Origin of the sequence: Gordonia paraffinivorans (assembly GCF_900683595.1) — a bacterium.
GTDB classification, from domain to species: domain Bacteria; phylum Actinomycetota; class Actinomycetes; order Mycobacteriales; family Mycobacteriaceae; genus Gordonia; species Gordonia paraffinivorans.
This window is the reverse complement of record NZ_CAACYD010000005.1, coordinates 833,446-847,441: the sequence shown is the minus strand read 5'-3', so window position 1 is coordinate 847,441 and position 13,996 is coordinate 833,446. Positions and strand designations below refer to the sequence as shown.

The window sequence follows — 13,996 nt, the reverse complement described above, 5'->3', positions numbered from 1 at the left end:
GCGCTGCCAGGCGATGTCGTGAACCCGAAGCCGCGGCGGGCGCGGCCCCGGGCGGTCAATCCGCCGCCACTCCGACGATCACGTTGTGTCCCGGCGAGATCCCGTCCGGCGCCGGCGGTTCCCAGGCGAGCCGGACGTCGAGCCGGCGGGGGAGCGCAACCGGGTCCTCACCCGGGACGACGAACACCCACCAGTCGCCGCGACGCATCGCGAACCAGCCCGCGTCCGAATCGAATTCGGCGGCCACGGAGTCGAATGCCGGATCGTGCAGGGCCGGTTCGGCCTTCCGCAGCGCGATGAGGGAGCGGTAGAAGTCGAGGAGACGGGCGTGCTCGGGACCGTCGGGTTCCGACCAGTCCAGTTTCGACCGGGTGAAGGTCTCCGGGTCCTGCGGATCGGGGACGTCGTCGCGATCCCACCCGTGCTCGGCGAACTCCGACTTGCGGCCCTCGGCGGTGGCGCGGCCGAGATCCGGTTCCGGGTGGGAGGTGAAGTACTGGAACGGCGTTCGCGCGCCCCACTCCTCGCCCATGAACAGCATGGGGGTGAAGGGGGACAGCAGCACCAGCGCCGCCTTGATCGCCAGCTGCCCTCCGTCGAGGTACTCCGACGGCCGGTCGCCGACCGCGCGGTTGCCGATCTGGTCGTGGTTGCAGGTGAAGGCGAGCAACGACGAGGCCGGCACCAGGTCGGTGGGGATCGGCCGGCCGTGGTTGCGCCGCCGGAACGACGAGTACGTGCCGTCGTGAAAGAACCCTCCGGTGAGCACCTTCGCCAGGCACTCGGCGCTGCCGAAATCGGCGTAATAGCCCTGTCGCTCGCCGGAGACGAAGGTGTGGATCGCGTGGTGGATGTCGTCGTCCCACTGCGCGGTGAGTCCGTATCCGCCGTCGGCGCGCGACATGACCAGCCGCGGGTTGTTGAGGTCGCTCTCGGCGATCAGCGACAGCGGCCGCCCGAGCCGGGCCGCCAGCGCATCGGTGGCGGCGGCGAGTTCCTCGAGGACGTGGACGGCGCGTTCGTCGTGCAGCGCGTGCACGGCGTCGAGCCGCAGCGCGTCGACGTGGAACTCGGTGAACCACCGCAGCGCGGTCCCGGCGATGAACGCGCGCACCTCGTCGGAGTCGGGACCGTCGAGGTTGACCGACGAGCCCCACGACGTCGTGCCGGTGGACAGGTACGGCCCGAACTCCGGTAGGTAATTGCCCGACGGGCCGAGGTGGTTGTAGACGACGTCGAGCACCACGCCGAGGCCGCGGGCGTGGCAGGCGTCGACGAACCGGGCGAGCGCGGCCGGGCCGCCGTAGGCCTCCTGCACCGCATACCAACCGACCCCGTCGTACCCCCAGTTGTGGGCTCCGTTGAAGGCGTTGACCGGCATGAGCTCGACGAAGTCGACCCCGAGGTCGACGAGGTGGTCGAGGCGCGCGATCGCCGAGTCGAGCGTCCCGGCGGGGGTGAAGGTGCCGACGTGCAGTTCGTAGACGATCGCGCCGCGCACGTCGGCGCCGCCCCACGAGTCGTCGGTCCACGTCGTCTCGTCGACGGTGAACAACGCGGACAGCCCGTGGACGCCCTCGGGCTGGCGGACCGAGCGGGGATCGGGCCGGACCGCGCCGCCGTCGATCGAGAAGCCGTACCGGAGTTCGGAGACGGGCACGGCGCCGATTCCGTCGGGGACGCCGTCGGGTAGCCACCACCCGTCGGGCTGCCGGCGCATCGGGTACGACGACGTCGGGGAGTCGGGGCCGGTGGCGACGGCGAGTGCCATCGACGCGGCGTCCGGCGCCCACACCCGGACCTCGTCGACGCCCCGAGGTGGGACGAACGGCTCGAGATCGGAGCGAAGGGGCAGTTTCGCCCGCCGCTGGTCGATCGTCCAGGTTAGGGTCTTCTCCACACCGGGGGACTCACGGTCGCCTACGCCCATTCGTGCACGGTATGTCGAACCCGACTCCCGCGCAGACCGGCGCTACTGTGACCCCACACACAAATGAGACGCGAGAGCGGGGTATATTACGGCGACGCTCATGCCCGTCGGGGGCACGTCGAGCAGATACGCCGGACGGTGTGCGCGAGGACGAAGTGGTCCTCGCGGACATCATGGCCTGACACGGCCGGTGAACGGGGTAAGCCGAGACGCAAGGGTAGGGATTGAGCACAGACGCTGTGACCTCTGAGCAGGAGGGGGTCGGCCGGAAGAGGCCGAATGCGCTTCGCGCGTGGTTCGACAAGCACGTCGTGGCCTCGTTCGACACCTTCGGACGACAGCTGGGCATGTTCGTCGAGGTGTTCCGCACGCTCTTCGCCGACATCGCCAAGCGGCGCTTCCCCTTCGGCGAGTTCGTCCGCCAGTGCGCGTTCATGGCCTCGACCTCGGTCTTCCCGACGCTGCTGGTCGCCATCCCGATCGGCGTCATCGTCTCGATCCAGGTGTCGAACATCGCCGGTCAGGTCGGCGCGACCTCGTTCTCGGGCGCGGCCACCGGCCTCGGCGTCATCCGTCAGGGCGCGCCCCTGGTCACCTCGCTGTTGCTCGCCGGCGCGGTCGGCTCGGCCATCGCGGCCGATCTCGGCTCTCGCACGATCCGCGACGAGATCGACGCGATGAAGGTGATGGGCGTCAACCCCATCGAACGTCTCATCTCGTCGCGCCTGCTCGCCACGATGGTGGTCAGCTTCCTGCTCTGCGGCTTCGTCTGCTTCGTCGGCTTCATCACCGGCTACGTCTTCAACGTCTACTTCCAGGGCGGCACCCCGGGTAGCTATACCGGCACCTTTGCGTCCTTCGCGACGACGTCCGACCTGATGTTCGCGCTGGCCAAGGCCGTCATATTCGGCGCGATCGTGGCGATCGTCGCCTGCGATCGCGGCCTGTCGACGAAGGGCGGTCCGGCCGGCGTGGCCAACTCGGTGAACGCGGCGGTGGTGAACTCGGTGCTGTTGCTGTTCACCGTGAACGTCATCCTGACGCAGCTGTTCGCGATCCTCTTCCCGGCGAAGGTGGTGTGAGATGACCGCGTCACGGTATGTGCCACCGGTCCTGAAGCCGGTCGAGGCGGCCGCCAAGGTCGTCTATCACGCGCCGCGCAACGGCCTCGCGGCGATGGGCCACCTGATCACGTTCCTGGTCAGGTCGATCGGCGCCGTCCCGCTGGCCTTCCGCCAGTACAGCTCGGAGGTGTGGCGTCTGTTGTCGGACGTCGCCTGGGGCAACGGCGCGATCGTCGTCGGCGGCGGAACCGTCGGCGTCATGGTGATCCTCGGCGTGATGGGCGGGGCGACCGTCGGCATAGAGGGGTACACGGCACTCAACCTGCTCGGCATGTCGCCGGTGACCGGCGGCCTGTCGGCGTTCGCGACGACCCGCGAGATCGCGCCGCTGCTCGCCGCGACCGCATTCACCGCGCAGTCCGGGTGCCGGTTCACCGCCCAGCTGGGTTCGATGCGCATCGCCGAGGAGATCGACGCGCTCGAGGCCATCGCGATCCGGCCGCTGCCGTACCTGGTGACCACGCGCATGTGCGCCGCGGTGCTCGCGATCATCCCGCTCTATTCGGTGTCACTCGCCGCGAACTACCTCGCGTGCGAGGTCATGTTCATGCTCCAGAGCGGGCAGGGCGCGGGCACCTACCTGTACTACTTCCATTCGTTCATCCTGTCGTGGGACATGGTGTTCTCGTTCATCAAGGTGATCGTCTTCGTATTGCTGACGACGTTCATCCAGTGCTACTACGGATACTTCGCCGCTGGGGGGCCCGAAGGTGTGGGAGTTGCCGCCGGACACGCAATCCGACTCGCGATCATCGTCATCGTGTTCGCGAACCTGATCATGACGCTCGCCTTCTGGGGCACCTCGCCCGGAATCCAGATCTCGGGATGAGGGGGATCCGGTGAACATCGCAACCGACGGACGCAATCCCTCGATGACGCAGTACGTGCTGCGGGGCATCGCCTTCGTGCTCGTCCTGCTCGTGGTCTTCGTCCTGCTGTTCATGCGCTACCAGGGCGACTTCACCAAGACCGTTGCCGTGACCGCCGACCTCGTCGACGTCGGCGACGGCCTGACCCCCGGCGCCGACGTCCGCTACAACGGCCTGATCGTCGGGTCGGTCGAGTCGATCTCGGTCGACGAGGACAGCCGGGAGGACGCCGCGAAGGTCGTCAAGCAGGTCAAGATCGACATCACGCCGAAGCAGGCCGAGGGCATCCCGGCGTCGGTGACGGCGCGGACCGTGCCGTCGAACCTGTTCGGCGTCAACTCCGTCGAGCTGGTGCGTCCCGCCGACCCCGGCACCGACCGCCTGTCGAACGGCGCCGTCATCCCGGCCGACACGTCGCTGGAGACCATCAAGCTGCAGGACGCGCAGAACGAGCTGAACCGCCTGCTCGACGCGGTGCCGCCGGAGGATCTCGCCGAGGTGCTCGGGACCATCGCCGGTGCGCTCAAGGGCGGCGGCTCGGTGTTCGGCTCGTTCGTGGGCATCCTCCGCAACTACTTCGACTCGATCAACGCGCAGTTCCCGGCCGGCGCCCCGCCGGGCTTCGACAACTTCGACCGCTCGCTGAGCGGCCTCGCCCAGTCGGCGCCGGAACTGCTCGACGCCCTGGGGCGCAGCGTGATCCCGGCGGTGACGCTCGCCGAGAAGCAGCGAGACCTCGCCGCACTGCTGTCGGGCACCCAGGGTCTGCTCGACCAGACACAGCTGATGTTCGCGCGCAACGGCAACGGCGGCCAGCGCCTGATCTCCGACCTCAACCGCATGCTGGGCGCCACGGTGCTGGAACCGAACTCGCTGCCGGAGGCGATCGTCGCGCTGAACAAGCTCGCCGCGCGCGTGCTGACGGTCTTCACCGGCACCAACGGCCACGTGCAGCTGAACATCGGCGTCAGTTTCGGCGCGTTCGTGCAGTACAAGCGGCAGAACTGCCCGGTCTATGACGGCGGGCCGTACGGGCAGCTGCGCGGACCGGGATGTGTGGGGCCCGGTACCGGCACCGGACCGACGATGTCGGGTCCGTTGCAGATCTACCCGTCCGACGGGATGCGCCGGAACCGGCCGGTCGGCATGGTGACCACCGAATCGGACAACAAGACTCTCGGCGCGGTCCTGCGCCGCACGCCGTCGGCGGCCGACACGATCATGCTGGGGCCGCTGGTCCAGTCCATCGAAGCAAGTGACGCCGCTGCGCCCGGGCAGGGAGGGGGACGATGAGCTCGGCCTCGGGTTCGATCCGCAAACCGCTGATCGGCTTCTCGATCTTCGCTGTTCTCGCGTTGCTCGTGACCTATGTGATCTTCTCGACCCTGGAACGGTCGGTGTCGGGGTCGACGAACAACTACACCGCTTTCTTCGACGATGCCTCGGGCCTAGCCACGGGTGACGACGTCCGCATGGCCGGCGTCCGCGTCGGCCGCGTCGACAAGATCGACCTCGACGGCGACCGTGCCCGGGTGGAATTCGAGGTGCAGACCGATCAGCAGGTCTACACCAACACCCGGGCGGCGATCCGCTACCAGAACCTGATCGGCCAGCGGTACCTCAACCTGACCCTCGTCGACGGCAAGCCGAGCGAGCCGCTGAAGCCGGGCTCGACGCTGGAGATGCCGTCGGAGGACTCCTACGACGTCACCAAGTTGCTCGGCGGTTTCCAGCCGGTGTTCGAGACCCTCGACGCCGACCAGGTGAACGCGTTGTCGCAGGGCCTGATCGAGGTCTTCAACGACCCCGACAACACGGTGGCGCTGACCAGGACCGTCGCCGAGGTCGGCCGGCTCGCCGAGGACACCGCCAACCGCGACGTGGTGATCGGCGCGATCATCGACAACCTGAGCACCGTGATGCGCGACCTGTCCCGTCAGGGCGACCAGTTCGGCACGGTGATCGAATCGATGGGCAACCTCATCGAGAACCTCAACGCGAACTCGGCGGCCTTCGGCAGCGCCGTCACCGACATCGGCCGGACCGCAAGCGGATTCGCCGACGTCCTGAGCCGCAGCCGGGACAGTCTGGCCGCCGCCGCCACCAACGGGCGGATCGCCACCAACACGCTCATCGCCAACGGCGCGAAGCTCGACCGGATGGCCGTCGACGCACCGGTCTTCCTCGGGCACTTCCCGCTGGTGCTCGGCGAGGGCGCCTACCTGAACATCTACGCCTGCGACCTCGACGTCGCGATCGGCGACGTGCTGCTGCCGCCGGGGATCTTCAACAAGATCGGCGGCACCAACCACTCGGTGGTGTGCCGATGAGCTGGTTCCGCAAGAGCTTCCGCAGCAACTCCCGGGTCTGGACCGGCGTCATCGGCGCGGTCGTCATCGTCGCGCTGCTGCTCGGCGTGACCGCGCTCGCCGAGGCGCATCTCGGCAAGCAGACCCTCACCGCCGATTTCGCCCAGGCCGGTGGCATCCGCCCCGGCGACAAGGTCCGCGTCGCCGGCGTCGACGTCGGCGAGGTCACCGAGACCAAGCTCGCCGGCGACCACGTGGCGGTCACGATGAAGGTCGACGACGACGTCCACGTCAAGTCCGACGGATCGGCGGAGATCAAGATGTCGACGCTGCTCGGTCAGCGCTATGTCGATGTGTCGCTGGGCCGATCGGACGAGGGCATCAAGGACGGGCACATCGAGAACACCGCGGTGCCCTACGACCTGAACCAGACGATCGAGGAGGGTGCGCCGATCCTCACCGGCATCGACGACAAGACGCTCGCGGAGAGCATCGACGAGCTCAACTCGCAGTTGTCGGGTGTCCCGGCGATCACCAAGCCGACCTTCGAGGCGCTGACCCAGATGTCGGAGGTCATCACCCAGCGCAAGGACCAGCTCAACCAGCTGATCGAGGACACCAAGACGATCACGAACATCGTCAACGACAACCAGGCACAGCTCGCCGTGATCGTCGGTCAGGGCCGTGAGCTGACCCAGAAGATCGTGGCGCGCGAACAACTGGTGACCCGACTGCTCGACGGCATCGCCGAGCTGACCGAACAGGCCAGCGCGGTCGCCGGCGAGAACGCGAACCAGTTCGCCCCGATCATGGCCAACCTCAACACGATCACCCAGGGCCTGGAGAAGAACCGCAACAATCTCCGCAAGCTGCTCGAGATCCTGCCGGTGACCGCGCGCCTGACCAACAACGTGATCGGCGACGGCCCCTACGCGAACGGCTACCTGCCGTGGGGCATCTTCCCGGACAACTGGCTCTGCCTTGCCAAGGTGGTGGACGGATGCTGAGCATGACGAAGCTGCGTCGCTCGACGCTGCTGGCAGGCATCGCCCTGCTCGCCGTCGTCGGACTCTCGGGATGCTCGATGATCCCGGGCAGCTGGAAGGCCGCGTTCGGTCAGGCGATCGAGGTGACCGCCTACTTCGACAACGTCGCCGGCCTGTACGAGACCAACGACGTCTCGGTGCTGGGCATGCCGGTCGGACAGGTGACCTCCGTGGAGCCGCAGGGCGATCGGGTCAAGGTCACCATGACCATCGACTCCGACATCCCGGTCCCGGTCGACGCGACCGCCGCGATCGTGAACACCTCGATCGTCACCACCCGGCACGTCGAGCTGAGCCCCGTCTACCAGGAGGGGCCGAAGCTCGAGAACGGCAGCGTCATCCAGGAGACGAAGGCGCCGGTCTCGATCGGTGAGCTCTTCGACGCCATCGACGGGCTCGTCGTCGCGCTGAAGGGAACGAAGGGCGGCCCGGCCCCGCTGGCCGACATGATCGACGTCACCGCGGGGATCGCCGACGGCAACGGCGAGGAAATCCGTGCCGCCCTCGAGCAGCTGGGCGAGGCGTCGGAGGTGGTATCCGGCAACAGCGATGCGCTCGTCGACGTCATCGAGACCATCGAGGGACTGACCACCACACTGGTGAAGAACTACCCGAAGATGACGGCGTTCTCGAAGTCGGTCAACGAGGTGTCGGAACTGCTGGGGCAGCAGGCGCCCGGTCTGGTCGCGACCCTGCGCAACCTCAACCAGACCCTGCAGAACACGACCGAGTTCCTGCGCGGCAACACCAACACGATCTCGGTGTCCTTCGACCGCCTCGCGGCGTTGACCGCGAACCTGAGCGACTACTCGCGTCAGGTGGTCGAGACGATCGACGTGGCGCCGCTGCTGTTCCAGAACCTGAGCAACTCGATCTCCGCCGAGCAGGGCGCGTGGCGAGCCCAGGTGCTGCTCGACAAGTCGCTGGTGGACAACGAGCTGCTCGCCAAGTTCTGTGAGGCGATCAACCTGCAGAAGGACGGCTGCCGCACGGGCAAGCTGAAGGATTTCGGTCCCGACCTGGGCATCTACTCGGCCATGTGGGAGCTGGTCAAATGAGGGCGGCGACAAGGCATTCCCTGCACATCGGGCGCCGTGAGACCACGCCCCGGCGGACCCGGGTGCGCCGGGGGAGCGTCCTCGCGCTGCTGACGGCCGCGCTCATGGGCCTCACCGGCTGCGGCATGCTGCCCGGGCTCACCGTCGAGCAGATCCCGCTGCCCGCGCCGGGCGGCATTGGGGAATCCATCCGGATCACCGCGAACTTCGACAACGCCCTCAACCTGCCGAGCCGGGCGAAGGTGAAGCTCAACGGCATGGACGTCGGGCAGGTCGACACCATCAGCGCCAAGGACTACAAGGCCGTGGTGACGATGGACGTCAGCAAGGACGCGCGCCTGCCGGTCGGCACCGGCGCCGAACTGCGCCAGGCGACCCCGCTCGGCGACGTGTTCGTCGCGCTGCTGCCGCCGCCCGATGCCCCCGATGGCTACATGGGCAACGGGGACACCCTGACCGGTCCCACCTCTGCGGCGGCCACCGTCGAGGATCTGCTCATCAGCATGTCCGGTGTCGTCGACAGCGGTTCGCTCAACTCGCTGACCATCGTCCTGACGGAGCTGAGCAAGGCCGTCGCGACGAATCCGTCGGACCTGAGCGGAGCCATCAACGGACTGACGACCGGTATCCGCAAGCTCAACCAGAACGCCGGCCGCGTGGACCGCTCGCTGGAGACCACCCGGGTCCTCACCGGCGAGCTCGCGGCCGGACGCGCCCAGATCATGGCGTCGATCAACAAGCTCGGTCCCGCCCTGGAGTCGTTGAACTCGCAGATCGGGTCGATCCTCACGACGCTGGACAAGACCCAGACGGTCACCGCGGCGACCAACGATTTCCTCGACACCGACCAGGACGATCTGGTCGAGATGCTCGAGCACCTGAACACGGTGCTCGCCGGGCTGCGGCAGGCGGCGGGCCCGTTGGGCTCGCTCGCCGACAACCTGCACGTGCTGGTGCCCAAGTGGGCCAAGTCCACGCCGGGTAGCGCGGCGGCCCTGTCGGCGAAGGTCTACTGGCTGAACCCGGGCGTCGGATTCGACTCGGCGAGCAGGCTTCCCGAGGCGTCCGACATCGACCGCGGTTCGGAGGCGCTCCAACAGACCGTCGCCCGGTTGCTCGCCCGGCTGACCGGAACCAGGGGGTGCTGCGGATGAGCGGCGTGGTCGGTTTCCTGCGCAAGCACTCGGTGCTGTTCGGCAACATCGCGCTCGTCGTGGTGATGTTCGTCGGCCTTGCCTACCTGTCGATGGGGGCGCTGAGCTGGCGGCCGCTGGAGAGCAAGTACTCGGTGACCATCGACTTCCCGATCTCCGGCGGCCTGCAGGACACCTCGGGTGTCACGTTGCGCGGAGCCAAGATCGGCGACGTCGAGTCGCTGCAGGTGCAACCTGAGTCGGTGACCGTGAAGGTCTCCATCGACTCGCGGTACAAGATCAACCGTAATTCCAAGGTCGCGGCACTGGGGTTGTCCGCGGCGGGCGAGCAGTACGTCGACTTCCAGCCGACCACCAACGACGGGCCGTACCTGAAAGACGGCGATCGCATCGGTCCGGCGCAGACCGAGGTCACCACGCCGTTCCCGGATCTGCTCGAGTCCTCGCTGGAACTGATCCAGGAGATCGACGCCGAGCAGCTGCGGTCGGCCGTCGACAACCTGCGGATCGCGCTGAACACCGACGACGGCAACAACGACCTCAAGGTCCTGTTCGACTCGGGCGGAACGATCTTCGCCAAGCTCTACACCGCGCTGCCGGAGACCACGCGCCTGATCAAGAACGCCGGCACGATCTTCGAGACGACCTCGCAGATCCAGCCCGACTTCGGCGACACCGTCTCGTCGCTGAGTGACCTGATCAACGCCGCGGCCGCCGCGGACAAGGAACTGCGCACGCTCCTCGACCGCGGACCGTCGCAGATGACGAGCCTCGCCGGATCGATCAACCAACTCACCGATCCGGTGACCAACGTGATGAAGCAGTTCCTCGACATCGCCGAGCAGGGCGCACTGCGCGCTCCGGCGTTGGCGGTGCTGATGCCGTCGATCCGCGACGCCAGCATCAAGAGCCTCGCCATGTTCCACGACGGCGCGTGGTGGGCCTTCGGTTCGGTGTACCCGCGTCCGGCCTGCAACTACCCGGTCACGCCGCGCCGGCCGACCCAGATCCTCGAATTGGCGGTCCCGGTCAATCTGTACTGTGTGACCGAGGATCCCAACCAGCAGATCCGCGGCTCGGCCAACGCACCACGACCGCCGGGCGACGACACCGCCGGACCGCCGCCGGGCTACGACCCGAACGCGCGCACGGTGCCGCTCGACAAATGACGACTCGACACCCGACGAAGACAAGTTGCGTGACCTGTAGATGACAGACCATGAAAACGACCGAGAGAACGCCGATCTCGAGACCCCGGAGGTGACCGCGGACAGCGGCGTCGACGAGGCCGGCGCGGAGACTCCGGCCACGGACGGCTCGGATGCCTCCGACGCGAAGGTGAGCCTCGACAAGCCCGCGGCGCCGCGCGGCAAGACCGCCCGCCGGTCCGCATCGGGGCCGAAGCAGAGCGCCGCCGAGAAGACCGCCGCCGAGAAGACCACGGCGTCGTCGACGAGAACCGTGGAGTCACGCGGTTCCGACGACACCGCCTCCGGCGACAAGGAGTTCGCGGTCACCATCACCGCACGCGGCATCCGGCGCGCCGTCGGGGCGCTGCTGGTGATCGCGCTGATCGCCGCCGTCGGGTTCCTCGGCTGGCGGACCTTCACACTGCAGCGCGAGGCCGACGCGTTCGCCGACGCGAAGACCGCGTCCGCCGACTTCGTCGGCAAGCTGGTGACGACGCTCAACGCCGAGAACGCCGGAAACTCCAAGGAGCTGCTCGGACCACTCTCGACCGGCGAGCTGCGCAAGCGGCTGGAGCAGGAGCGCGACGACACCGAGCAGAACGTCGAGGCGCTCAAGATCGAGGTGACCTCGAAGATCAACGTCGTCGCGGTGGAGACGGTCAGCACCGACACCGCCAAGACGGTGGTGATGGCCGAGGTCACCGGCCGCAGCGTGAAACTGCCGACCGGCGGGACCAGTCTCATGGTGTTCCGACTCGACCTGGCCAAGGAAGACGGCAAGTGGCTGGTGTCCAAGGTCGACGGCCCGCCCGGCGCCCCGAGCGGCCAGATCGACCCGTCGCAGTCGCTCCCCGGCGGTGGTGCGCCGCAGCAGAACCAGCCGGCCCCAGCGCCGCAGCCGGGAGGCTAGGACCAGGCGCGAAGAGATCCGGTTGCGCCGGCCCCGAATCCCGGGACAAACGCAGCCGGATTTCTTGTGTCCGTCGAGCTGTCGGCGGACCGTTCAGTCCCGCACCAGGATCGCCACCGGATGTCCGGCGCGCGCGGTGTGCAGATCGACGGTTCCCTCGTGGATGGCCCCGCCGCGCACGTCGCGCCACCGGCCGGCCGGCAGCTCGATCGTCGTCGCCGCCGCGGAGACCGGGTCCAGGCTGTGGGTGAAGCGCGCGGTGATGACCACGACCGACGCGCACTCGCCGGTGCCGCGGGCGAAGGCGACGCCGTGGTCGTGTGCGGCGCCGTCGACGGGTAGGCCGGTGTAGGTGCCGGACGGGCCGAAGGCCTCGGGATGCTCGGCCCGCACACGCAGGGCGTTCCGGACCATCGCGGTCTTCGGGTGGTCCGGCGGGCGGCTGAAGTCGACCGGCCGCCGGTTGTCGGGATCGACGAGGGAGTCCTCCCACCACTCGGTGCCCTGGTAGATGTCGGGGACACCTGGTCCGAGGATGGCGATCGCCTTGCGCGCCAGGGCTTCTTGTTCCCACGCGGGGGTGACGCGGCGGACCAGCTCGGTGACGGCGGCCGCGACCGGGGTGGTGGTGACTTCGTCGATCCAGCGTTCGACCGAGACCTCGAACTCCTCGTCGATCTCGGTCCAGGAGGTGTGCAGCCCGGCCTCGCGGCACGCCTTGCGCGCGTATTCGACCAGGCGGGTGCGCAGCTCCTCGGTGACGATCCCGTCCGTCGGCCAGACCCCGAAGATGTTCTGCAGCAGGAAGTACGCGGTCAGGCCGTCGGGGATCTCGGTGTTCAGCCACACCTTCTCGATGAGCAGCGACCACCGCTCGGGGACCTGCGAGAGCAGGGCGATCCGGGCGCGGACGTCCTCGCCGCGTTTGGTGTCGTGTGTGGAGGTGGCGGTCATCGCCAGCGGCCACAGGCGGGCTCGCGCCTCGTTGTGCTCGTGGAAGTCGGCCACCGACAACGCGGGATTCGCCGGGTCGCCGCCCACCTCCTGAGCGGACACCAGGCGCGCGGTGCGGTAGAAGAGGCTGTCCTCGACGCTTTTCGCGGTGACGGCGCCGCAGGTCTGCGCGAGTCGCGAACTCGCGGCGCCCGGACTGCGCGTCGCTCGGACGACGGCGCCGAGCGCCCGCGTCAGCTCCGGCCGCTCCGCGGCGATCTTCACCGCGGCCGTCTCCAACCGTGACCGCAGCGACGGATAGTCGGCGCGGTAGACCCCGAGTGCGGCGATGAGCTCCCCACACGCCTCGGCGATCGCCTCGGAGTCGGCGGCGGGATCGGCGTGGGTGATGGTGCGGACGAGTCGCCGGAGCTCGGTGGGGAAGGACTCGCGCAGCGTGGTCAGCTTCTGCCGGTGCTCCATCGCCTCGATCCAGCGCCCGTCGCCGGTCTCGCCGGTGAGGTGCTCGTGCAGCTCGGTCAGCTGGACGACCCCCGAGGGGGCGACGAAGAGGCCGTCGATGACGCGCATCTGGTCGTACCCGGTGGTGCCCTCGACCGGCAGGCTCGGTTCGAGCGGTTCGTCGGGCGCGAGGATCTTCTCGATGTAGATCAATCGGTCGTCACCCATGTCGGAGCGCAGCCGCTGCAGATAGTGCTGCGGGTCCCACAGGCCGTCCGGATGATCGACGCGAACACCGTCGATCAGGTCCTCGGCGGCCAGATCCCGCAGCCACTGGTGCGTGGCGTCGTAGACGACTGGGTCCTCCTGGCGGAGTGCGGCGAGTTCGTTGACGGTGAAGAAGCGGCGGTACCCGATCAGGCCGCTGTTCCAGGGCACGAGCTTGTAGTGCTGGCGCGCATGGATTTCCGCGGGGGTGCCGTCCCCGGTGCCCGGGGCGACGGGGAAGGAGTGGTCGTAGTAGCGCAGGTTGCCGTGCCGGTCGATCGTGAGCGGACCCAGGTCGCCGTCGGCCGCGACGACGGGCAGGGCGATCTTGCCGCCGGCGCCGTTGTCCGCGGAGAAGTCCACGTCGAAGAACGACGCGTACTGCGAATGCGGTCCGTGGCGCAGCAGGTCGGCGAACCACGGGTTGGCGAGCGCGTCGGCGACGCCGGTGTGGTTGGGCACGATGTCGATGATGAGTCCGAGCCCGCGTTCGGTTGCGGCCCTACGCAATTCGCGCAGGCCGTCGAGCCCGCCGAGGATGTCGGAGACCGTCGGCGGTGGCAGCCAGTCGTAGCCGTGCGTGGAGCCGGTGGCGGCGGTGCCGATGGGGGACAGGTACACGTGACTGACCCCGAGGTCGACGAGATGGTCCAGGGTGGAGACGACGTCGGCGAAGGTAAAGTCGGCGTTCACCTGGAAGCGGTAGGTCGCGCGCGGTTCCGGCCGCCCCGGTCGGGTGCCCAT

The 13,996-nt window shown here is 68.3% G+C and carries 11 protein-coding genes; 9 read left to right on the top strand and 2 right to left on the bottom strand.

Annotated features, from left to right (window positions below):
• Positions 1 to 55: 55 nt before the first annotated feature.
• Positions 56 to 1,930 (bottom strand): malto-oligosyltrehalose trehalohydrolase, encoded by a 1,875-nt coding sequence (treZ, locus tag E1P53_RS06015; protein WP_280526263.1) that lies wholly within the window; start codon positions 1,928 to 1,930, stop codon positions 56 to 58.
• A gap of 224 nt (positions 1,931 to 2,154) precedes the next feature.
• Here treZ and E1P53_RS06010 point away from each other — a divergent pair, with 224 nt between their 5' ends.
• The 9 genes from E1P53_RS06010 to E1P53_RS05970 are packed head-to-tail and all read left to right on the top strand — an operon-like array spanning position 2,155 to position 11,590.
• Entirely contained in the window at positions 2,155 to 3,012 is an 858-nt protein-coding gene (locus E1P53_RS06010; protein WP_131733713.1) for an MlaE family ABC transporter permease, read from the top strand.
• Between the two features lies 1 nt (position 3,013).
• The gene (locus E1P53_RS06005) at positions 3,014 to 3,883 is read left to right on the top strand and encodes an ABC transporter permease (protein ID WP_131733712.1); all 870 of its coding nucleotides are present in this window, start codon (positions 3,014 to 3,016) and stop codon (positions 3,881 to 3,883) included.
• Between the two features lie 10 nt (positions 3,884 to 3,893).
• Positions 3,894 to 5,216, top strand: coding sequence for an MlaD family protein (locus tag E1P53_RS06000; RefSeq protein ID WP_131733711.1), 1,323 nt, complete (start codon positions 3,894 to 3,896; stop codon positions 5,214 to 5,216).
• A complete protein-coding gene (locus E1P53_RS05995) occupies positions 5,213 to 6,253 on the top strand; it encodes an MCE family protein (RefSeq protein WP_006898408.1) in 1,041 nt (346 codons plus the stop codon). Before E1P53_RS06000 ends, E1P53_RS05995 begins: the two co-directional genes overlap by 4 nt.
• Entirely contained in the window at positions 6,250 to 7,239 is a 990-nt protein-coding gene (locus E1P53_RS05990; protein ID WP_131733710.1) for an MCE family protein, read from the top strand. The genes E1P53_RS05995 and E1P53_RS05990 overlap by 4 nt, the downstream gene beginning before the upstream one ends.
• On the top strand, positions 7,233 to 8,336 hold the full coding sequence (locus E1P53_RS05985) for an MCE family protein (RefSeq protein ID WP_131733709.1): 1,104 nt from the start codon (positions 7,233 to 7,235) through the stop codon (positions 8,334 to 8,336). The genes E1P53_RS05990 and E1P53_RS05985 overlap by 7 nt, the downstream gene beginning before the upstream one ends.
• A complete protein-coding gene (locus tag E1P53_RS05980; protein ID WP_131733708.1) occupies positions 8,333 to 9,490 on the top strand; it encodes an MlaD family protein in 1,158 nt (385 codons plus the stop codon). Before E1P53_RS05985 ends, E1P53_RS05980 begins: the two co-directional genes overlap by 4 nt.
• The gene (locus E1P53_RS05975; RefSeq protein WP_131733707.1) at positions 9,487 to 10,659 is read left to right on the top strand and encodes an MlaD family protein; all 1,173 of its coding nucleotides are present in this window, start codon (positions 9,487 to 9,489) and stop codon (positions 10,657 to 10,659) included. Before E1P53_RS05980 ends, E1P53_RS05975 begins: the two co-directional genes overlap by 4 nt.
• A gap of 40 nt (positions 10,660 to 10,699) precedes the next feature.
• Positions 10,700 to 11,590, top strand: coding sequence for a hypothetical protein (locus E1P53_RS05970; RefSeq protein ID WP_131733706.1), 891 nt, complete (start codon positions 10,700 to 10,702; stop codon positions 11,588 to 11,590).
• 93 nt (positions 11,591 to 11,683) lie between these two features.
• Here the strand turns inward: E1P53_RS05970 and treY are convergent, their stop codons facing one another.
• Positions 11,684 to 13,996 carry a malto-oligosyltrehalose synthase gene (treY, locus tag E1P53_RS05965; protein WP_131733705.1) on the bottom strand — a complete coding sequence of 771 codons (2,313 nt, stop codon included), beginning with the start codon at positions 13,994 to 13,996 and terminating at the stop codon, positions 11,684 to 11,686.